Below are 19,724 nucleotides of genomic sequence, written 5' to 3'. Positions count from 1 at the left end.
CCAACATGGCAATGGTAACATTAACTGACGATTCCCGCAAAACCGGCGGCGTTGGAGAATGCCGCCGATAAGTTTGTCAGAGCATCAAACGCCCGAAGGGAAAAGGCATTCGATCAGTTCGAATTGACTGAAGCGAAGCCCGTTGTACCGACGCCATTTGCATAGATGGCCACCGCACCTAAAAAGCTGATAAGTTCCATTTTGAAGCTATACAGTATATGTAGATTGGACACGAACGCTTCAAAATATCCAATTTGACTTAGCTGTAATTTATCAAGCCACAAAAAATCGAGAGGTAAAAAAGCGAGCAGATTCAGTAATTTTTCGGGATTCTTTGATCGTCAAAGAAAAGCCCGCCCAAAAAGGAGGAATGGATTTGAATCTGCAAGAACTTCAGGAGCTGGGAAAGAGTAATCCGAAATTGTGCAAAGAAATGGAGGACATGTTGAAAGAGCTGGATCAGCTTTTCGACAATCCCGTAATTGAAGCCGCGTACAACAACGCAATTGCTCATGTCTATCCGTATATTGAGCTGGAAGGCGGAGTGGATAACCGTTGGGTAGGGCAATCCAGCGAGTATTTCAGGGAATATTTCCGAACGTGGTTTACTTATCTCCCCAAGCCAATAAGCGGTGACGGGTTAGGTCGGATAATTCCATTCAGCTTTTTCTACCTGAACAACCCGACAGCCCGAGAATTTCTGAATACATTCAAGAGTCGTTGTGCTTCAACAGGCGAATATAAAACAGAAATATTCGACTGGATGGTGCGCTTTGTAAAACTGCGCGGGAAATTCATGGATTCAGTTAGATCAACAAAATACGTTGAGGAGTGGACTAAAGCACTTGGAGATGAAATGAAAGATTTCGTCGTGCCGGAAGGAGGCTTCGATTCGTTCAACGAATTTTTCACCCGCGAGCTCAAAACAGGCCCGGGTTCCGATCCACGACCGATTTCTGATCCGGGAAACGACTCTGTTCCGGTGGCTCCGGCCGATTCTGTTTTAAATTATATAATTTCCGATCTCACGCTGACTCAGGAATTGAATATCAAGTCGCGTCAGATCAATGTTACCGACCTATTTAATGGATCTTCCAAAGCAAAATGTTTCGAGGGGGGCACTGCGATCTCCTGCGTTCTGCTGCCGCAAAACTATCACCATTTCCATGCCCCGGTGACAGGTGAAATTATTGAAGCTGCCGAGATCCAAGGCAGGTATTTTGGGATCGTCGACGGGGGCGAATTCACAGATAATTTCAACTTCGGACAAGGTACAGCAGATTTCAGTGTCTTCGAAGACTTCCATCGCGCCTATTATCTGATCAGGACAAAGAAGCACGGAATAGTCGGGCTGGTACCGGTCGGCTTGAATACCATTAGCCGCATTCAGCGATCCCTTACGTGTGAGAAAGGGGTTGAGCCAGGCGACACCCCGATTCCGGTGACCAAAGGCGAAAAGCTGGGGTCATTCGCTTATGGCGGCTCCCTCTGTATTCTCTTTTTTCAGAAGGGCGTGTTCAACGCGGTGTCGGTGTTCATGGGGACCCGCCTTGGTGTCATGCAGGAGCTTTCCTAGCAGGCCCACGGCAAGCATCGCCGCCACCGGCGTAAGCTGCGCAATGTAAGATGTATGGCTGGCCTCTTAGCCTGCCGCCAGTTCGTCCAAAAGTCTGGCGGCCTCTTTGAGGTCGGGGGTTTCAAAACCTTCATCGAATTGCCTGAATACTTCTTCAAGCCGCCCATGGGCAATCCGGCCTTTGCCCTGACGTTGCCAGAGCCGAGCCAGATTGACCGTGGCGCGCAACTCCAGCGTCCTGGCTTTTTGACTGCGCGCAACCTCGATAGCCTCAAGGTACCAGGCCTCGGCCTCGTCCGGTTGGCCATTCATTTCCAGCAGTTCGCCTTTAAAGCGACGCACGTTTGCTTCTGCGTGTCTCTCACCGTTGGCGACAGCCTCGAGCGCTTCATCAACGATCGCGATCGCTTTTTCAATCTGGCCCCCGGCCACATAAGCTTCGGCTTGAACCAACAAGTAAGACGGCTTTTGAAGACGGGCACCCGCAGCCTGCCAAATCTCGAGAGCATCCTCAATCTCGACTATGGCTTCTTCGAAGCGACCCTGCCGGTTGAGCCAGTCTCCGTGCACAATCCTTGCTGCGGCAAGCCAGAATGTCAGTTCGTGCTCGCTGGCCAACGCGATAAGTTCAGAGGCCAGCTCACCAGCTTTGCCATATTCGCGACGGAACAGTCTGAACCAGGACGCGAAACCCAAAGCAAATGCCAGATCATGGTAATTGTCGAGCGATCGCGCAAGTTCGATACATTGCTCACTGTAAACCTCGGCCTGATCAGAATCCCCCATCAACCACAGAATCCAGGACAGCGCCGAAAGTGCGTCGACCATCGGGTTCTCTGACGGCGCAATCTGATAGGCCAAACCGGTTTCCATGTCGCTTTGCTCAACAAAGCGCCTGACCGGTTCCAGGGCATCGGCGAGGTCTCCGCTCCACAAGTTGGTAGTTCCAACGAGGTAGTTACCCGTCAGGGTCAGTTCTTCCATCTCGCTCGATTTCGAAAGTTCCACGAACTGGTTGGCCAGCGCCTTCGCTTCATCAAGCTCAATCTTGACGATGTAATAGGAAACAAGGCCCCAGAGCACCGGAAACAACAGCTCGACATTCTCGAGCGTTTGACAGATTTCGCGCGCTCGGTTGAAGGTATCTGAAACCTCTTTGGCGGCATATCCGCGACTTGCAATCAAGGGGTCCGCCAGTTCCAGCAATAGCAGAAGCTCGCTTTCATCCTGTTCAGGGGAAACAGGCATTCGCCTCAACTGTTCCAGAGCGTTTGAAAAATATGCGCTGGCTTCGACAAATGCCGAAACCCCCATCGCTCGGCTGCCCGCAGCCTGCCAATAGTCACTGGCCTTGGCAAACGCGTGCGCTTCGGTGAAGTGATGGGCCAAAATCTCCGGGGCCTCGGCAGCAAGCTCCTCTTCGAGAGCCAGTCCAATTTTGGCGTGAATCTCTATACGCTGGTTGCGCAACAAAGAGGAATACGCCGCCTGCTGCACCAAAGCGTGCTTGAACTTGAATGTGCCTTTGGTCTCATCAAGCTCTTCGATCAGCCCGGATAACGTAAGTTCGTCCAGCTTCGGTGTGAGCACCTCATCTGGCATCTCGGTCAAAATCGATAGATGCCTGCGCGAGAAGGTCCGGCCAAAACATGCGGCCCGCTGAGCAAGGTTCCTGACATCGCCCAGCTGGTCCAGACGCTCCAGCAACAGGTCATGAATTGTTGTGGGGATATCGGGTACATTCCGCGTCGACCGACCGTTCTGAGAGCCGTCAGAATCTTGAGAAGCTGACAGCAACATCTGGGTAAGCTCTTCGACGAAAAGCGGAACACCGTCGGTCTTGTTCAGCACATAGTTGACCTGCTGCTGCGGCAGCGCGTTATCGTCAATCAGACCGTAGACCAGTTCCCGGATCTGCGTCTGGTTCAACCGCCCCACTTTGATGCTGGTCACAGCGCGACTGTCCTGCCATACCGCCTTGAAGCCCGGTCGATGCGTAATCGCAATCAGGATCCTCACGTCTTTGAGCCAGCTCGCAATCGCGTTGAGCATCTCCAGCGACGTCGGATCAATCCAGTGCGCATCCTCAAAAATGACGGCCATCGGCCGCATGGCGGACCGAGATTGCAGGACATTGAGCGCCGCATCCATCATTTGCCTCTTGCGTTGCGCAAGGCTCAACTGAGGCTGGCTGTCTCTCTCATCAATCGGGACAGACAACATCGGCGCCATTAGTCGCGCAAACTGGCCCTCGCTATCCGCAAACCGGGAACACAGATGAGCCAGGCTGGCAAAATCCAATGCAGAGCGGTATTCGCCATCCGCATCAATCGAATGCCGGATCAGGTCGACCAGCGGATAAAGAGCTGTGTTAGTGCGAAACGGTGAACATTGCATACGAATTGGCTGATGCCCTTCGGACATCAAACGATCTTCGAACGCTTCGCAAAGGCGGGACTTACCAATCCCGGCCTCTCCGTCCAACAGCACGATCTGCCCACAGCCCTTCCGTGTGTTATCCCAACAAGAAAGCAGGACATCGAGCTCTTCCTGACGCCCGACCAAGGGCGCACGCCGTCGCGTTTGCATCGCGCCGAAGCGGCTGGCAACGCTGCGTTCGCGTATGACACGCCAAATCGCGACCGGTTCTTCAATTCCTTTGAGTGTACGCTCACCGAGCTGCTCGTAGACAAACAATTCGCCCAGCAGATCACGCGTTTCTGATGCCACTATGACCTGGTTGGGCTCCGCTACCGCTTGCAGCCGTGCCGCCAAATTCGGTGTCTCGCCAACGACCGCAGTTTGCTCGGCCACGCCTTCTCCGATGATGTCTCCGACGACAACCGGCCCGGTTGCCAGACCAATACGCACAGACAGATCGATATCAAAGCGGCGACGCACACTGGCATTCAACTCTCGGACTGAACGAACTACTTCCAAACCCGCGCGCACTGCGCGTTCTGCACCGTACTCATGCGCAATCGGGTATCCAAAGTAGATCAGGACGCCGTCACCCATGTAATTTGCAATGAAGCCGTCATATTTCCGAACGGCTTCGCGGCAACTTTTCTGGTAAGCGCGAATAACCTCGCGAAGGTCCTCAGGGTCCAGCCGGGTTGACAATGCAACAGACCCAACCAAATCGCAGAACATGACAGTTAACTGCCTCCGTTCAGCGGCTGATGCGTTGCGAACAACCATATCGTTAACGCCGCCGATACCGGCATTCAAATTCGCGATAGCTTTTAGAATGATCTTTCGATCACCAAGCCGCTGAATCCCGAGCTCTTTGAGATCGTCATTGGTCAGCTCGGGCAATAATTTGATGTCGACGCCTTGTTCGCGGAAGACAGCGGCATACTCCTCTAAGCCGAGCCGTCCCAACCACGCTTCAACTTCAGGCATTATCCCCTCCGCGTTCGGATCGAATTCTCTTTGAGCGTATGTGTTTCGCTCTATCCAAGCCGCATCATTAAGAATAGTTCAGAAAGAGGTTTGTCGCAACTTTTGGTCCTACGAGTTTCGTGGGGGTCGGTTGTAGGCGCCGCCGTTGATTTCGGGAACCAGATTCCGATGCAGCAGCAGATTGTCCGGATCAGTCATGCGGGCCGCTTCCCGCATCTTGGCGACATCCGTTTTTGTCAACGTATGGAGCAGACCTTCCTTTGGCATGCTTCCATAGGGGTAAGTGCGCACATTGTATCTGCGCAGGATCGCCCAAACGTCTTCCGCCTGCTTTAGCATACTATCAGTTTCTTCACGCGGACAGCGAAGCAACATATCAATGCCCATGACCCAGGGCGCGTCATCATCCAGTTTTGCCCATATCTGGTTCTGGCTCGACATCGATGCCAGCATCGAGAAATAGGAATTGCTGATGTACACGGGTCGGCTTGACCTGGCATATTCTCCAAGCTCTGCGAGCGCCGGGGCTGCATCGGCCTCTTGCAGCACGAAACCCAGAGGCAGCAGCATGTGTCTGGTGTTTGCGGTACGGTCAGCTTCAAGCATCCGAGTCTTGTCCCAACCCCCAATCGAGGCCGAAAATCCAATAGGGCTCTCAATATCCAGAGTTTCAATCTGGTAGCCCGACACCTTCTGTTCGGCCATGATCTCTTGCCAGCGCTGCCGAGCATACTCCACGTCGCTGGCGGTTTTCGCTTCTATCGTGGAATGCACCTGCATCATGGGCTCGGCGGCAGACCAGTCGATATACCCTTCAAGGCATAAGACTTCACTATAGTCGCGTAGGCGCCGCGCGATGCTGTATGAATGCCGCGCCGGAATGCCCCCGACGATCATCTTCACACGGCGAGGCAACAGAGGCTCAACGGCTATTGTAGCATCCAGAACAAACCCAAGCATCCCCTGACAAGCGAGCGCGGTTTTGTAGAGCAGCGTACTCTCGACCGGGCTGCATCGCCAGGTTTTGCCATCCGTTCCCAGTAGGGTGAAATCGCGGACATGGCTTACAAGAAATCCCCGCCGATAACTTCGGCCGCTCAGTCCGCCAATCGACAGCGTTCCACCGATTGTGGCGTTTCCCGCAGAAGTGAGAACAGGCAGCCGGTGCCCTATCCTGGTCAGGTAATCCTGTACACCCCAAAGCTTCATGCCAGAGGCGACTTCGACACAATTGTCGTCTATGAAACGTGGCCGCCGCCCATCGTGCAGACGCCCCAAGTCCACGACCATGTGATCCGCCGCCAAAGATTGTCCAAGAAATGAATACGCGCCGCCGCGCGTAACAAGCTTCAGGTTGCGGGCAGATGCGTATTCCAGACAGACCTGAAGCTCGTCAATGCTTGTGGGGATTGCGACCGCAGCCGGAATGCAGGTCCGGATTTTTCCATAATCGGTTGTATACGGCGCGATATCGTCGGCCGAGGTGAGAATGCAGGATGAAGCTCGGCTTCGATTAGGTCCGACCATCATACGCTACCAATGCCATACATCCGGCGATCAGAAACTGAATCTGCGCGCGCTTCAGGCCACGCGGGAACACTCAAGGCGCCCAACCCCAGACCCACCAATCTGAGCGCAAAGTCTTTGATGCAGGGATTCTGCGCGTCGAACACGTTGACCCTGAGACCAAAAGATTGCGCTCGCACTGGCCGCCCTCCTCTCATCATGATCGCGCCGGGATTACGTCGCTTACTGAGCTTCCCAGTGCGCTGCTGATGCCACTATGACACTTCTGTACCCATCAACCAACAATCCTTGCAGGCTTGCACTACCCGGTGTCTGAATCGGCGAAATCAGCACATTTGTTGCAAAAATCCTCTTTTAGCGGTATGTTCCCCGCATAATCTGACAAGTATTTTCCAGGGGTAACAGGCCAATGTCGGCAACAGATGCGAAACAGTTTATTGAGCGGCTGAACACGGATCATCAGCTTCGTGAAGAATTAGCAAAGGCAATCCGCGGCGGCGCGGCGGCAAAAGTTTCGGACCTCGGAAAGACGTGTGGTCTTGATTTTACCGGCCCGGAAATCGTCAAGGCATATGCCGATCTGCTTAATCAAAAAGGGCTGCCCAAGGATGATATTGACCTCGGCGATCCCGCTCAGGCCGCATATTCCGCCGAACCAGAAGCCTCGTATTCCAGACATCCAGCATACGCCGCTGGCCCCGACAGCAGCCCGCATTACGCGGCTTCGTCTGCGGCTCAATATGCAGATGAAGCATCAACTCATTACGCTGACGCTCCGGCCAAAGGCACGGCGTGAGAGCAAGTTGCCAATTGCCCCTTATCGGCAGTAGCAACGCATGGCGGTGCATGGAAACGATATGACTTTGCCCGAAAGGTTCGATCTTTCAGAGGCGCTGTCATTACAGCTTTCCCATCTTTCCGACAGTCTTTCCACCCCGCACGCCAGATCCAACCTGCTGCGTCTCTCGAAACATCTGCCGCCTTTTCCGCGTGTGCTTCTTGAATGTCGATTGGCCGAAGCAGCACAAGTCGACCTTTCAATCGGCATCACCGACTCGGACGTCGACAAAGGTCTGCTTCCAAAATACTTCACGTCTGACGGGTCCGAACGATGGGATCGTTTCTGCAGCTTCGTCGATTGGTGGTCCGAAGAAAATCTCTCTGAGTCCAACACAAAATCGGCATGGCTTGAGTTTGACCTGGACGGCGAGACCGACGTGTTGCCGCTGCCATCCGTTTTCCTTCATCTCAAAGATTCGCCGATACAACCCTGTACGGCAGAAAGTACCGGAGCAGCGCGCGCGCTTGAGCGATTGAAGCCCGGCTCAGCCGAACCCTTAGATCATTGGCTTCAGACACTTCCACCTCAGGCCACGCCCAACTATGTCGGCGTGATGCTATCAAGGCCGCAGAGCGCCCTGAGGCTCAATGTAGCCGGGCTGAGTTCGGATAGCGCTTGGGATTGGGTTGCTCAATATGGAACCCTGCGACCCGAGTGCCGTGCTCTGTTCGAGCAGGCATACAATTTGGGGGGCAACACGGTCCTTGCGGTCGATATCGATGATGCCGTCGGATCGAGGATCGGCCTCGAATGCCGTCCGGAAAACGCGGCGGCCTCGCAAGCTATTTTTAACATGCTGTCCACAAAGGAGCTCTGCACTGAGCAGGCTTACCAATCCTTGCGCAATTGGCCCGGCAAGCTCAGTGTTTTCGATAATGACGAAAACTGGCCTCTGCATCTGGTGATTGAAGCAATGCTCAGAAAAAGCGGCGGCATCAGCGTCCTGTTACGTCGTATCAATCACATCAAGCTCGTCTTCGAAGAAGGAGAGCTGACGGACGCAAAAATATATCTGGCCTTCGAACATGTCGTACATTCGGGTGAAAGCGCGCAATCCTGCGACGCCTAGACCCCGGGCTTTAGAAATAGAGGCGTCGATGGAAGAGAGTGGCGCGTCTCAATCTTCATGCTGAGCACCATGCTTATTCTGACGAAACGGTTTGTGCTTTCCCCTGCTATCGATAATAACTTAGCCCCGACAGGAATCACGGGTAATTTATCGATAAAATGACACCTACCATCAGACCTTGGACCTCAGAGGCCGCGCAATCCCTGCATGATCTGCCATTAATGGACCTGCTGTTTCGCGCTCAGGTGACGCATCGGGAGAACTTTGATCCCAACAAGATCCAGACGTCAAAGCTGCTATCCATCAAAACCGGCGGCTGCGCCGAGGATTGCGCCTATTGCTCGCAATCGGCGCGAAATGGCGCGAAACTGTCTGCATCGAAGCTGATCGAAGTTCAGCGCGTTCTGCACGAGGCGCGCAAAGCCCGGGACGGCGGCGCAACCCGTTTCTGTATGGGTGCTGCGTGGCGGGAGCCGAAAGACCGGGACATGGATGCGCTGGTGGCGATGGTCGAAGGTGTCCGCGATCTTGGCATGGAAACCTGCATGACCCTTGGTATGCTGGACGATAATCAGATTTTCCGACTGCGCGATGCCGGGCTGGACTATTACAATCACAACATCGACACGTCCGAGCGGTACTATTCCGAGGTCATCACCACCCGCAATTTCGCCGACAGGATCGATACCCTGGATCGCGTGCAAGAAGCGGGAATCAAGGTGTGTTCCGGCGGCATTCTTGGAATGGGCGAAGCGGTACAGGATCGGATCGATATGCTGGTTACTCTGGCCAACATGGACCCCGCACCCGAATCCGTTCCGATCAACATGCTGATACCGCAGGAAAATACACCTTTGGCGGATGCACAGCCGATCGATCCGATCGAGTTTGTCCGGGTGATCGCCACGGCGCGGATCATGATGCCACGATCCTATGTACGGCTGTCTGCTGGACGCAGTGACATGAGTGATGCCGTTCAGGCGATGTGTTTTCTCGCCGGGGCAAACTCGATCTTTGTCGGTGAGACCCTTCTCACGTCAGAGAACCCGGGTGAGGATGTCGACGCGGCACTGTTCACCAAACTGGGCCTTCAGGCGGAAGCTGCCGAAGATCAGGCCCGTTGCGAAGTCGCTGAATGAAAGGGCTGGACCGCCTGGCCTTGGTGCTTGAGGCGCTGGACAAGCGCCACCGGCGGCGTGCCCTTTTGCAACCTGCAGGTCTTGACTTTGCCTCGAACGACTATCTGGGTTTGGCCGGTTCGCAGGCTCTGCAACGGGCCGGGCGTATCGCGCTGGATAATGGGGTGCCGCTGGGATCAGGCGGCTCACGCCTTTTGCGCGGGAACCACGCGGAACATGAAGCGCTGGAACGAGAGGCAGCCGAATTCTTTGGTGCTGAGGCGGCATTGTTCATGGGCGGCGGGTTTCAGGCCAATCAGGCGATATTCTCGACTCTCCCTGCTGCCAAAGATCTTGTCCTGCATGACGAATTGATCCACGCCAGCGCACATGACGGGATGCGCGCCGGTCGGGCCGAGGCCCGGCAGTTTGCCCACAACGATGTGAACCATGCCCGCGAGATCATTGCGGACTGGCGGGCCGCGGGCGGAGCAGGGCAAATCTGGATCGCGGTCGAAAGCGTCTATTCCATGGAAGGTGATCTAGCACCATTGCCGGACCTGTCGGCACTGGCCATTGAATTTGACGCAGTGCTCGTGGTGGATGAAGCCCACGCGACCGGTGTATTCGGATCGCAAGGGCGCGGATTGGCCCATGATCTGCAGGCAGAGGTGCTGACGCTGCACACTTGCAGCAAAGGGATTGGCGTGTCCGGCGGCTTGGTATGTGGACCGAAGGTGATGATCGATACTCTTATCAATCGCGCACGTCCCTTCATATTCGCGACAGCCCCTTCTCCGTTTACCGCCGCTCTAGTGCGTGCTGCGCTGCAGGTTCTGCAAAAAGACGGCAATCTGGTCGCCTCCGCCGAAGCTCGTATCCGCCACGCGCATGACGCCGCGCAGCGCATCGGGTTGCCGCAATCTGTACTCAATAGTCAGATCATACCTGTGCTGCTGGGCGATGAGGCCCGGGCGATGGCCTTGGCAAATACGTTGCAGGAACAGGGTTTCGATGTGCGGGGCATCCGTCCCCCGACGGTTCCGCGCGGTACGTCGCGGCTGCGCATCTCGATCACGGGAAATGTCAGCCATGCGAATATCAACGCTTTGTTTGATGCAATCGCGCAATATCAAAGGATCGCAGCATGAGCGCTTTGGTCGTGACGGGCACAGATACCGGTGTTGGCAAGACGGTCTTTTCCGCAGGTTTGACCCGAGCGCTTGGGGCCCGTTATTGGAAGCCCGTGCAATCCGGGCTCGAGGATGTTTCGGATACGGAAATGGTCAGGTCCTTGTCCGGCGCAGACGCTCTGCCCGAGGTTTATAGGCTTGAAAAACCGGCATCACCGCATTTGTCGGCCGAACATGCGGGCGTTGAAATCCGGCTGGATCAACTGGCGCTGCCTGACATTGATGGCCCGCTGATTGTTGAAGGGGCTGGCGGGGTTATGGTGCCGCTGAATCGCAAGCACCTGTTTCTTGACCTCTTTGTTCAATGGAACGCGCCCGTCATTCTGGTGGCGCGCACCGCACTTGGGACGATTAATCATACACTCCTGTCGTTGCGGGCTCTTCGGAATGCCGGGTGTCAGGTCATAGGTGTTGCCTTCATTGGCGAAGCGGAACCGGATGTGGAGCAAACAATCGAAGAAATGGGTCAGGTTCAGCATCTGGGCCGGTTGCCTCATCTCGATAACCTGTCTCAGGCGACCCTGTCCGAAGCGTTCACAGCAATCGACATCGATACGATCCGGAGGTTTCTGTGACGCCTCTGGAATTTGATGCACGACATCTGTGGCACCCGTATACCAATGTGCTGGATCCGGGACCGATGCATCTGATCACCCAGTCCGAAGGGGTGTGGCTGACCTGCGATGACGGGGTCAGGATGATCGATGCCATGTCATCATGGTGGTGTGCCGCCCACGGTCATCGTCATCCAGCCATCATCGGCGCCATGCAGTCCCAGCTTTCGCAAATGCCCCACGTTATGTTCGGCGGGCTGACACATGACCCTGCGATTGAACTGGGCCGCAGTCTTGTCGATGTCCTGCCCAACGGGCTTGACCGGATATTCTATTGCGACAGTGGCTCGGTTTCGGTCGAGGTGGCGCTGAAAATGGCCGTGCAATATCAGATGGCCATGGGTCGTTCAGACAGGACCGAGTTCGCCACCATTCGCGGTGGCTATCACGGTGACACATGGAAGGCCATGAGCGTATGCGATCCCGTAACCGGTATGCACGGGTTTTTCGGCCGGGCACTGTCGATACAGCATTTCCTGCCACGCCCATCGATTGCGTTTGATCAAGAGTGGACGGATGACCCCGGCCTGAACGGGCTTGGCGCGCTCGAAACATTGTTGAAAGCCAAAGGCGATCGGATTGCTGCCCTGATCCTGGAGCCCGTGGTTCAAGGGGCGGGCGGTATGTATTTCTATCATCCCGCCTGGCTGTCCGGCGCGCACGCGCTGTGTGATGCACATGGGGTTTTGCTGATCCTTGATGAGATTGCCACCGGCTTTGGGCGGACCGGGGAACTGTTCGCAATGCACCACGCTTGTGTCGTGCCGGACATCGTCTGCTTAGGCAAAGCGCTGACGGGCGGTCATATCTCGCTGGCTGCTACCGTTGCCTCGGAACCCGTGGCGTCCGGTATTGGCAACAGCGAAGCAGGTGTCATGATGCACGGGCCGACCTACATGGCCAATCCACTGGCCTGTGCTGCTGCCATCGCGAGCCTCGAACAGCTTGTGCAGCGCGACTGGCGCGCCGAGGTCAATGGAATTGCCCGCCAGATGGAACAGGAGCTGGCACCGGCACGAAAGCTTCCCGGCGTTGCGGGTGTCCGGGTCTTGGGGGCTATTGGCGTGATTGAAATGAAACATCGCGTCGACCCTGCGATTGCGCATCGACAAGCGCCGGAAACCGGTGTTTGGCTGCGCCCCTTCGCCCACAACATCTATTGTATGCCGCCCTATATCATCTCACCGGATGAGCTCAGCCGCGTAACGGCAGCAATGGTTTCGCTGGCCGGGGACATGTGATGAGGCCTCAGTGGCTATCTCACGCAGACTCCGCGTCACTCACCCTTGTCTTCGGTGGCTGGGCGGTGGGAGCAGCGGCTTTTGCCGGGCTTTCGGGTGATGGTGCCGTCCTGTTGGTCGAAGACTACACCCGGCTGGATGATCCCCTTCCTGAATTGGCGCAATATGACCGGGTCGATCTGGTCGCCTTTTCCTTCGGTGTGGCCTCTGCTGCGCACTGGATGGCGACGACCGGATTTGTGCCCGCGCGAAGCATTGCCATAAGCGGCACTTTGCTGCCAGCGGATGCGGATAAAGGGATCGCGCCGGATCTGATCCGGGCCACCGCAGACAATCTGACCGGGGAAAGCTTTGCCAAGTTCTGTCGGCGCGCGGGTCTGAAAGCGCCCGCACCTGCGATTGATATTCCAGCCGCCCGCGCCGAACTGCACGCGATAATCGAGCGCGGGCCAGCACCGGACACCCGGTTTGATCGTATCTGGATACCAAAGCGCGACCGGGTCATTCCGACCCAGACGCAAGAGCTGGCATGGGCAGCGCAATCTGAGGCGGTTCGTTACGCGCCGGGCCTGCATATCCCGTTCAACCCGGGTCAGACATGGGCGGAGTGGATGCAATGACACCTCAATGCGTCGCGCGCGTTCAGCGCAGTTTCAGCCGCAGCTTCGCAAGCTATCACGACGCAGCCGGCCAGCAGGCGCAAATCGCCGGACAACTGGTTCAGGATCTGTGCGACAGCGGTGCACCTCGGCACTTTGCTTCCGCGTTGGAGCTGGGATGCGGCACTGGCCATCTGACGCAGCGGTTGTGCGCTGAATTCAACTTCGGGTCGCTGACGCTCAATGACCTGTCACCTGAAGCCCGGCACACAGCGGAAGCCGCAGAGGCCACGTTTCTGTGCGGGGATGCCGAGAGCGTTAAGTGGCCGAACCAGCCCGGGCTGATTGCGTCCTCATCGATGATCCAATGGCTGCCCGATCCTGCCAGTTTCTTGCGCAAGGCGGCAATGGCACTTGCTCCAAACGGATGGCTGGCGGTGTCCGGTTTTGGCCCCCGACAGTACCGCGAACTGGTGCAGCTTGGGTCGTCTGCCAAGGCGCCGGGACTGTGCTCGGCACACGAACTGGCCTCTGCCGTGGAGCATGAACTGGAAATAATGACAAAAGGTGAAACCGTGCGACAAGCCCGGTTTTCATCCGCCCGTGACGTTCTGGAGCATCTGCGCCGAACGGGTGTGAATGGACGCGCGCAGAGAAGCTGGACCAAATCTCGCCTGGTGCAATTCACGGACGACTATTCACGGCATTTTGGGGATCAGTTTGGTCTGCCGCTGACCTATCACGCAGTCTGGATCATCGCCCGAAAGAGCGCCTGATCCTCAAGACAACCGCGTCAGATGACGCTGCAAGATTGCCCGCGAGCGGTCCGCGTCCCGCTCCTTGATCGCCACCAAAATAGCCGCGTGATCCGGATCGTCACGCCGTCGCCATTTGGCAGTGCGATGCATGTTGAAATGCCACGAATACAGCAACTGCAGATTACCAATTTCGGCAATCAGCCGTGGCATCCTGCAACCCGATATGATCGCCATGTGAAAGCACCGGTTGGCCTCTTCCCACTCATGAGATGTATCGGCAGCGTTACACCTTTCGTGAAGCCTTTCTACCTCGGTGATCTGCATTGGCGTCAAATTGGGAACCGATTTGTTCAGAGCGACCGGTTCGAGCGCGCATCGCATAGTGCGCAGCTCTTCGACCATATCATAATCCATTGGGGCCACGCACATGCCGCGGCGCGGCAGACTGATTGCCAACCCCTTTGCCGCAAGGTTGAGCAATGCCTCGCGCACAGTCACCTGGCTTACTCCGAACGTGCGGGCAATCAAGTCCTGGCGCAGTTTTTCACCGGGCCGAAAGTCGCCCCGGACAATTCGAGAGGACAATTTTTCCGCTAAATCATGCGACTTCTTGATTTGTTGTTGCGCCACCTGTCTCACCTCAACTTTGCGACCGGCAGGTCGCAGGAAACGCATACAATTACATGTCTTGTAGAACAACAGGTTAACTCTAACCGGACATGAAGGTAGAGTGCTCATGCTGGCCTCAACGTTCCACGGTAGATTTACAGCCGTTGGAAGCGATCTTACGAAAAAGACATCTTTGCCGACATGCTCATTGATTTATGTCCAGCCCACGCGCGATTCACGACAGCCCGTCACCATCTCTAGTGGATTGAGACGCCACCATTTCGTTGGACAAAGCAACAAGGCTGATTTAGCGATCAGCCTGGGATAAAACCGGAGTTAGAGATGAGCTTCACAATCGTCGAAGACGCCAATGCGATTTTGCTGCCGGCCTTTGCATCAACTGAACTGAGTGATGCGACCCGGAAATTTCTGGACCAGGGCGGTGTGTCAATCCTGCTGGGTGAAACACGCGAGGAATATGTCGCGCGACGTGTCAGCGATGAACGGCGCGCGACGGAAACTCCGGACACCTTTTTGCGGGTAACGTCCGAGGCAAAATCGCGCGCGGGCTCTCTGCTTGTCTGCGTCGATCAGGAAATCGGCGGCACATGCCGCTTGCACAATCTTGTTCGACAGTTTCCGGCTGTCGCTGATATCCCGCAGACACCCGATGAAGAGATCGAGGAAATCGCCTATCAAGTGGCGCAGGCTGCTGTTTCCATGGGCGTCAATTGCTTTCTCGCCCCGGTTCTGGACCTGCTGACCGGCGCCAACCCATGGCTGGCAGGTCGGACCTTTTCGACGAATCCCAAGGTGGTTGGCCGGGTATCCGCCGCCTATGTCCGCGGTGTTCAGCGCGGTGGCGTAGCGGCCACCGCCAAGCACTTCCCCGGATTCCACAATATCGAACTGGACCCGGCCATCGAGGAAGACGCAATCAACCGTGAACCAGCGGACAGTTTCGAGGCCGGCTTCGGACCGTTCCGCGATGTCATCGCCGCCGATGTCGGGATGATCATGGTAGGACCTGCGATCACCTCGGCCTTTGACCCCAAGGTTGCCGCGCTGCGCTCGAAGCCAGTAGTCGATATGCTGAAATCCAGGCTTGGATATAACGGCCTCATCATGGCCGACGATCTGGACAGCAAGGCGACCATGCGTGGCGACAGCGTCCCACAGGTGGCGATCGATGCCGTCAATGCCGGCTGTGATTTCCTGCTGCTTGCCGATATCGGGGATCAATTGCAAACCGTCACGACCGCGCTGGTGGATGCGGCGGACCGGGGTGCTATCTCACGCGAAGCGCTGGCCCAGTCCGCGGCCAAAGTCCGGGCCCTGGCCGTGGAATATGACACAGGCCTCTGAACCGACGCCGGGGATTTGCCAAAAACCAGCAAACGGATTTCGCACGCGCATAGTAGAGACGGACGATACCCCATAGCGCATGCTATCTCACTTTCAGGGCAATGCCTTGTCGAGCCGTGGATAACAGATCTAACAACCTGCGCGAAAGACTCATTTGCGGCTTAAAATCACTCGGATCTGCGTCAGCGATTTTGAACGGTATTGAAGTCACCACTATGATCCGCAAGAAGCAATTCGTCGGCACGATGACTTCCGGATCTCGACTTTTTGCCGACCTCGCAGGATAGGTGCGTCTATGCACGGGCTTTTTCTGGCTCGAAAAAGTTGCGACACATCATCGGCATGACCTTGGTCTGCAAGAAGAGCCTATTAAATGGTTGTAAATAGGTAACGTCGTATGGCGGTTCTTCAATTTTGGGTCGCGGAATAGACGATGCCAGGATAGCCGGCACCGTGACGAGTCGATAGGTTCGGCCGCTGACGACTTTCTGATATCCTGCCAGCAGTTGTGCAGCGTCTTCCTTGATGTCGGGGTGCACAAAGACCCCGTTTTCCACGATCAGTTCATCATCCAGCCAGATGCTGGCCTTGGTCGAGATGCCGTCGAAATGCGAGCTGGCGGGCTGACCATCTGGCGGCATGTCCAGAACCGAAGTGTGGCCAAAGCCGAAATCGACCCCGCCCCAGATACATTCGTCCTTCGCCTCGCGCCGCCACGCCGACAAATGGTTCGGCCGCATATCATACCGCCGTGCTTCGTCGCTCACCGTCGCGCCATCTACAAACGTTTCCGCGACAATCCATGCCTTCAGATCACGAGGCCAGCGTCGATGGCCCCGCCGTCCGACCAGTACATCAAATTCATTGAGAAACGACGTTGAGTGCTCCATTGAGAAACTCCCTGAAAACTATCACTCAGGCTGGAGTCTCAAATCACAAACCAAAACAGAAGGCGGGGCCAAAGCTCCGCCTACAGATAGGCCGCATCAATCACTATCAATTTCTTTCCGCCGTGCTCGGTGGCGAGTCCCGCCATCATCGGTGCGGTAAAGCCTTTCTCGCTTCAGTGCTTCCACCAGTTGTAGAGCGTCCTGTACGGCTGGCAGATCTCAAGGGCATCTCGTCAGCACAACCCATTACGGTTAAAGAAAATAACACCGCTAAACACCCGCTTGTCATCAAGCCGAGACTTAATATGAAACTTAGGGAGGAAAGGGGTAAGCCTAGCCATTTGATTATCCGCCAACCAATAAAGGTCGCTCATGCCATCACTCTGTTCCGGGAGCAGAGAATCACTCAGCACAGCAAAAATCGATGTATACTGAGCCTAGTCACTCACGTGTTCTTTTGTCTTTAATTCGGGAACAACATTAACTGAACGTGAACAATGTATTCTCAATGTGTTCAACCGGGTTGGGGCATAGTGCTTTTGTTGGATCGAACGAATGATCATCCGTTTGATTGCAAACAAGGGGAAAAGCATGATGAAGTCTGCCTTTATGACTGAAGACTCCAGCACTACAGCTGTGATGCAAACCTCTGGCGGAATCGCCGGCGAACGTTTGTTTTCCACGGCCAAATCGAGCACCGGTCGCTTCCCTCCTATCGAAAATACACTGTCTGAGATCATCAAAAACGAGCGACTCTCTGAGGCACACAATAACGTCTGAAGGTAGTTCAGCAGACCCCCACACAATTCCCGGTATTTGTCCTGGATATTGGAATTGAAAACTGAATCCCGCTCCATCCTGGGGCGGGATTTCTGTTTTGTCCGATGTCGGAATGGGATCAAAGCACCGAGTCGGATCAGCCGGGTGTCGAAATAAGATGGGCCAGCCAATCTGCTCTCAATAAAGCAATTGGCTGGCCCGGTTTACAGTACTTCCGTGAGCACTCAGTACTGTACGGAATTAACCTGACGTATCGGTGTCCTCTGGTGACAAGCCCAGGAGCGATTTGACCTCAGCCTCGACAGCATCCGTGACGGGCTTGTTCGCGGCAGCTTCCAGTGCCTCCCGCTCGGTCAGTTCCTGTTGTTCAACACGCTCGGCCAGCTCCTGCGTTTCATCCACAGTTTCCTGGTAGTCCAGGGCTGCCTGCCGTTCATCGGTCAAATCCTGCGCATCCTGGACCGAGTTTTCGAGGTCCGTGCGGGCTTCATCAAGCTGTTCCTCGATCTCGGGATCGGCTCCACCGGCATCTTCCAGTTCCTGTTCAAGCTCTTCGACGCGTTCCTGGTTGCTCTGAACATCATCGAGTGTTGCTGCCAGATCATCCTCGATCTCAGCAACAGACCGTTCCGGAGGCTCCAGACCTTCGAGTTCCGCCAGCTGTTCTGCAAGTTCCTCGCGTAGGGCATCCCCTTCGAGCACCGTATCGCGATAGGCGGCAATCCGGCCGACGCGTGAATTGGGGGCGGCATTGGCCAGCGCGGTTGCGCTTGCGTTGGCCGCATTCAGAGCGCCCAGTTCAGATGGATGGGCGCCAAGCAGATCAGCTATCCGGTCGCCCTTTTTATGGTTGGATGGATGAACAGAATCCTCAACAACCGCAGTCTTCGATGGCGCTTTGTAAGTTTTGGTCTTTTGTTTGCTAACCTTTGTGGTGGTGCTTTTCTTGGTAGATGCAGTCGTTCCGGATTTGTTTTTACCGCGGAACAGGTCCTTCAGTGAGAAGCCACCGCCCTTTTTCGACCCGGCCCGCTCGGATTTGGACTTGCCACTGCGAGAGGTCGATTTTCCAGCCTTCGAACCGCTACGGCCTTTGTCGACACCTTTGCCGCCGCCATTGCCCGAGGCACCTTTTCCGCCGCCGTCTCCACCTTTGCCGTTTCCGCCACCGTTTCCGCCGCCGTTTCCTTTTCCTTCCTTCGCATGAGCAAAGTCAGGTGCCGCGACTGTCGCGATAACTGCAGCGGATCCCAGCAGGGCAATCGCAAGTGTTGAGGCCTTCAGCAGCCCATAAGTGGTTCTTTTCATAACTAGCTCCTTCAGCGCGCAGCTATGCGGTTTCCAGTACATTCGACAGACGCACTTTGCTTTGCGCGCCTGAAGCGTGCGCGAATCGCGGTCTGTTTTGACCATTTAACTTGAGGTCTCTTGAACGCAGCGCTAACTGCCTGTTCATCATCGGTTCACGTCCCGCACAGTAATGTTGCGCGAGATGTATGAGGTTTGAATGCGTTTGAAGGTGTTCGTGTTGGTTGCAGGTTTGCTGACTGCGTTCTCCGGTGGAGAGGCAGCCGCAAACGCGCGCGAACTCAAGCAAGGCGAGCTTCGCAACGCGACCCTTTCCGGAAACGCCATCCGGCTTACGCGTGTAATAAAAGGTGTGCAGAATGCCTATGGCGGCACCCCGATCGATGCGCGCGCTTTTCAGGCCGACGGGATCTATTATCGCATTTTGGTCAAAAAGCCCGGCGGAAAGATCGTCAGTGTCATCGTGAATGCGAAAACGGGCGCAGTTGTCTCCAACAGGTCCAGTATCGGGCGTCAGATATCGGAAGCCGCGCAATCCAGTTCGGCCAAAGCCAAAAGTGATCGTAAGAGCAATAGCGGCAAAGTCTCGGCGAACCGCGGAAACAGCGGAAACAAAGGTGGTAATAGCGGCGGCGGTAACAGTGGTGGTGGCGGCAATAGCGGCGGCGGCAATAGCGGTGGTGGCAACAGCGGTGGCGGCAACAGTGGCGGCGGCAATAGCGGTGGTGGCAACAGTGGTGGCGGCAACAGTGGCGGAGGCGGCAACAGCGGCGGTAATTCCGGTGGGAACGGAAAAGGCAACGGTAAAAATTAGGGCTTAAATCGACAGCG

17 protein-coding genes and 1 pseudogene are annotated in these 19,724 nt (G+C 55.7%); 12 read left to right on the top strand and 6 right to left on the bottom strand.

Annotated elements, in window-relative coordinates:
- The first annotated feature begins 370 nt into the window (after window positions 1-370).
- Window positions 371-1,576 (top strand): phosphatidylserine decarboxylase, encoded by a 1,206-nt coding sequence (locus ACR3E4_RS19205; RefSeq protein ID WP_480530697.1) that lies wholly within the window; start codon window positions 371-373, stop codon window positions 1,574-1,576.
- Between the two features lie 66 nt (window positions 1,577-1,642).
- Here ACR3E4_RS19205 and ACR3E4_RS19200 read toward each other — a convergent pair whose 3' ends face one another.
- Together ACR3E4_RS19200 and ACR3E4_RS19195 are read right to left on the bottom strand one after the other, a co-directional pair.
- Window positions 1,643-4,981, bottom strand: a complete 3,339-nt coding sequence (locus ACR3E4_RS19200) for an ATP-binding protein (RefSeq protein ID WP_480530695.1) — start codon at window positions 4,979-4,981, stop codon at window positions 1,643-1,645.
- 108 nt (window positions 4,982-5,089) lie between these two features.
- Window positions 5,090-6,508 carry an FAD-binding oxidoreductase gene (locus ACR3E4_RS19195; protein ID WP_480530694.1) on the bottom strand — a complete coding sequence of 473 codons (1,419 nt, stop codon included), beginning with the start codon at window positions 6,506-6,508 and terminating at the stop codon, window positions 5,090-5,092.
- Window positions 6,509-6,917: 409 nt separating this feature from the next.
- On the opposite strand from ACR3E4_RS19195, the gene ACR3E4_RS19190 reads away from it, so the two are divergent.
- From ACR3E4_RS19190 to ACR3E4_RS19155, 8 genes are all read left to right on the top strand, one after another.
- Window positions 6,918-7,304, top strand: a complete 387-nt coding sequence (locus ACR3E4_RS19190) for a Nif11 family protein (protein WP_480530693.1) — start codon at window positions 6,918-6,920, stop codon at window positions 7,302-7,304.
- Between the two features lie 61 nt (window positions 7,305-7,365).
- A complete protein-coding gene (locus ACR3E4_RS19185; protein ID WP_480530691.1) occupies window positions 7,366-8,418 on the top strand; it encodes a hypothetical protein in 1,053 nt (350 codons plus the stop codon).
- A gap of 158 nt (window positions 8,419-8,576) precedes the next feature.
- The gene (bioB, locus tag ACR3E4_RS19180) at window positions 8,577-9,557 is read left to right on the top strand and encodes a biotin synthase BioB (RefSeq protein ID WP_480530689.1); all 981 of its coding nucleotides are present in this window, start codon (window positions 8,577-8,579) and stop codon (window positions 9,555-9,557) included.
- Entirely contained in the window at window positions 9,554-10,687 is a 1,134-nt protein-coding gene (locus ACR3E4_RS19175) for an 8-amino-7-oxononanoate synthase (protein WP_480530687.1), read from the top strand. Before bioB ends, ACR3E4_RS19175 begins: the two co-directional genes overlap by 4 nt.
- A complete protein-coding gene (gene bioD, locus ACR3E4_RS19170) occupies window positions 10,684-11,304 on the top strand; it encodes a dethiobiotin synthase (protein ID WP_480530685.1) in 621 nt (206 codons plus the stop codon). Before ACR3E4_RS19175 ends, bioD begins: the two co-directional genes overlap by 4 nt.
- A complete protein-coding gene (gene bioA, locus ACR3E4_RS19165; protein ID WP_480530683.1) occupies window positions 11,301-12,584 on the top strand; it encodes an adenosylmethionine--8-amino-7-oxononanoate transaminase in 1,284 nt (427 codons plus the stop codon). Before bioD ends, bioA begins: the two co-directional genes overlap by 4 nt.
- The gene (locus ACR3E4_RS19160) at window positions 12,584-13,204 is read left to right on the top strand and encodes a pimeloyl-ACP methyl esterase BioG family protein (protein WP_480530681.1); all 621 of its coding nucleotides are present in this window, start codon (window positions 12,584-12,586) and stop codon (window positions 13,202-13,204) included. Before bioA ends, ACR3E4_RS19160 begins: the two co-directional genes overlap by 1 nt.
- A complete protein-coding gene (locus ACR3E4_RS19155; RefSeq protein ID WP_480530679.1) occupies window positions 13,201-13,959 on the top strand; it encodes a methyltransferase domain-containing protein in 759 nt (252 codons plus the stop codon). Before ACR3E4_RS19160 ends, ACR3E4_RS19155 begins: the two co-directional genes overlap by 4 nt.
- Before the next feature lie 3 nt (window positions 13,960-13,962).
- On the opposite strand, the gene ACR3E4_RS19150 is transcribed toward ACR3E4_RS19155, so the two are convergent.
- Window positions 13,963-14,571 (bottom strand): GntR family transcriptional regulator, encoded by a 609-nt coding sequence (locus ACR3E4_RS19150; RefSeq protein ID WP_480530677.1) that lies wholly within the window; start codon window positions 14,569-14,571, stop codon window positions 13,963-13,965.
- 321 nt (window positions 14,572-14,892) lie between these two features.
- Here ACR3E4_RS19150 and ACR3E4_RS19145 point away from each other — a divergent pair, with 321 nt between their 5' ends.
- Window positions 14,893-15,915 carry a glycoside hydrolase family 3 N-terminal domain-containing protein gene (locus tag ACR3E4_RS19145; RefSeq protein WP_480530675.1) on the top strand — a complete coding sequence of 341 codons (1,023 nt, stop codon included), beginning with the start codon at window positions 14,893-14,895 and terminating at the stop codon, window positions 15,913-15,915.
- A 293-nt stretch (window positions 15,916-16,208) separates the two neighbouring features.
- Here the strand turns inward: ACR3E4_RS19145 and ACR3E4_RS19140 are convergent, their stop codons facing one another.
- Window positions 16,209-16,805 carry a transposase gene (locus tag ACR3E4_RS19140; RefSeq protein WP_480530673.1) on the bottom strand — a complete coding sequence of 199 codons (597 nt, stop codon included), beginning with the start codon at window positions 16,803-16,805 and terminating at the stop codon, window positions 16,209-16,211.
- A gap of 83 nt (window positions 16,806-16,888) precedes the next feature.
- Window positions 16,889-17,179, bottom strand: a pseudogene (locus ACR3E4_RS19135) (IS5/IS1182 family transposase); the annotation flags it as partial.
- A 181-nt stretch (window positions 17,180-17,360) separates the two neighbouring features.
- Between ACR3E4_RS19135 and ACR3E4_RS19130 the strand changes: the two are divergent.
- Window positions 17,361-17,585: a hypothetical protein gene (locus ACR3E4_RS19130; RefSeq protein ID WP_480530671.1), complete on the top strand. Its 225-nt coding sequence runs from the start codon at window positions 17,361-17,363 to the stop codon at window positions 17,583-17,585.
- 240 nt (window positions 17,586-17,825) lie between these two features.
- Here ACR3E4_RS19130 and ACR3E4_RS19125 read toward each other — a convergent pair whose 3' ends face one another.
- Complete coding sequence (locus ACR3E4_RS19125) at window positions 17,826-18,893, bottom strand: hypothetical protein (protein WP_480530669.1); 1,068 nt, start codon at window positions 18,891-18,893, stop codon at window positions 17,826-17,828.
- A gap of 199 nt (window positions 18,894-19,092) precedes the next feature.
- On the opposite strand from ACR3E4_RS19125, the gene ACR3E4_RS19120 reads away from it, so the two are divergent.
- Entirely contained in the window at window positions 19,093-19,707 is a 615-nt protein-coding gene (locus tag ACR3E4_RS19120; protein WP_480530667.1) for a PepSY domain-containing protein, read from the top strand.
- The last annotated feature ends 17 nt before the right edge of the window (window positions 19,708-19,724 follow it).

Source organism: Ruegeria sp. AP11, from assembly GCF_056535865.1.
Note: the sequence above shows the minus strand (reverse complement) of the source record. Positions and strands in the feature narration are given on the sequence as shown.

Excerpts from the sequence above, each read along its gene's own strand:
- ACR3E4_RS19205 (WP_480530697.1), top strand. The coding sequence starts at position 371 with ATGGATTTGAATCTGCAAGAACTTCAGGAGCTGGGAAAGAGTAATCCG.
- ACR3E4_RS19200 (WP_480530695.1), bottom strand. The coding sequence starts at position 4,981 with ATGCCTGAAGTTGAAGCGTGGTTGGGACGGCTCGGCTTAGAGGAGTAT.
- ACR3E4_RS19195 (WP_480530694.1), bottom strand. The coding sequence starts at position 6,508 with ATGGTCGGACCTAATCGAAGCCGAGCTTCATCCTGCATTCTCACCTCG.
- ACR3E4_RS19190 (WP_480530693.1), top strand. The coding sequence starts at position 6,918 with ATGTCGGCAACAGATGCGAAACAGTTTATTGAGCGGCTGAACACGGAT.
- ACR3E4_RS19185 (WP_480530691.1), top strand. The coding sequence starts at position 7,366 with ATGACTTTGCCCGAAAGGTTCGATCTTTCAGAGGCGCTGTCATTACAG.
- bioB (WP_480530689.1), top strand. The coding sequence starts at position 8,577 with ATGACACCTACCATCAGACCTTGGACCTCAGAGGCCGCGCAATCCCTG.
- ACR3E4_RS19175 (WP_480530687.1), top strand. The coding sequence starts at position 9,554 with ATGAAAGGGCTGGACCGCCTGGCCTTGGTGCTTGAGGCGCTGGACAAG.
- bioD (WP_480530685.1), top strand. The coding sequence starts at position 10,684 with ATGAGCGCTTTGGTCGTGACGGGCACAGATACCGGTGTTGGCAAGACG.
- ACR3E4_RS19160 (WP_480530681.1), top strand. The coding sequence starts at position 12,584 with ATGAGGCCTCAGTGGCTATCTCACGCAGACTCCGCGTCACTCACCCTT.
- ACR3E4_RS19155 (WP_480530679.1), top strand. The coding sequence starts at position 13,201 with ATGACACCTCAATGCGTCGCGCGCGTTCAGCGCAGTTTCAGCCGCAGC.
- ACR3E4_RS19145 (WP_480530675.1), top strand. The coding sequence starts at position 14,893 with ATGAGCTTCACAATCGTCGAAGACGCCAATGCGATTTTGCTGCCGGCC.
- ACR3E4_RS19140 (WP_480530673.1), bottom strand. The coding sequence starts at position 16,805 with ATGGAGCACTCAACGTCGTTTCTCAATGAATTTGATGTACTGGTCGGA.
- ACR3E4_RS19130 (WP_480530671.1), top strand. The coding sequence starts at position 17,361 with ATGATCATCCGTTTGATTGCAAACAAGGGGAAAAGCATGATGAAGTCT.
- ACR3E4_RS19125 (WP_480530669.1), bottom strand. The coding sequence starts at position 18,893 with ATGAAAAGAACCACTTATGGGCTGCTGAAGGCCTCAACACTTGCGATT.
- ACR3E4_RS19120 (WP_480530667.1), top strand. The coding sequence starts at position 19,093 with ATGCGTTTGAAGGTGTTCGTGTTGGTTGCAGGTTTGCTGACTGCGTTC.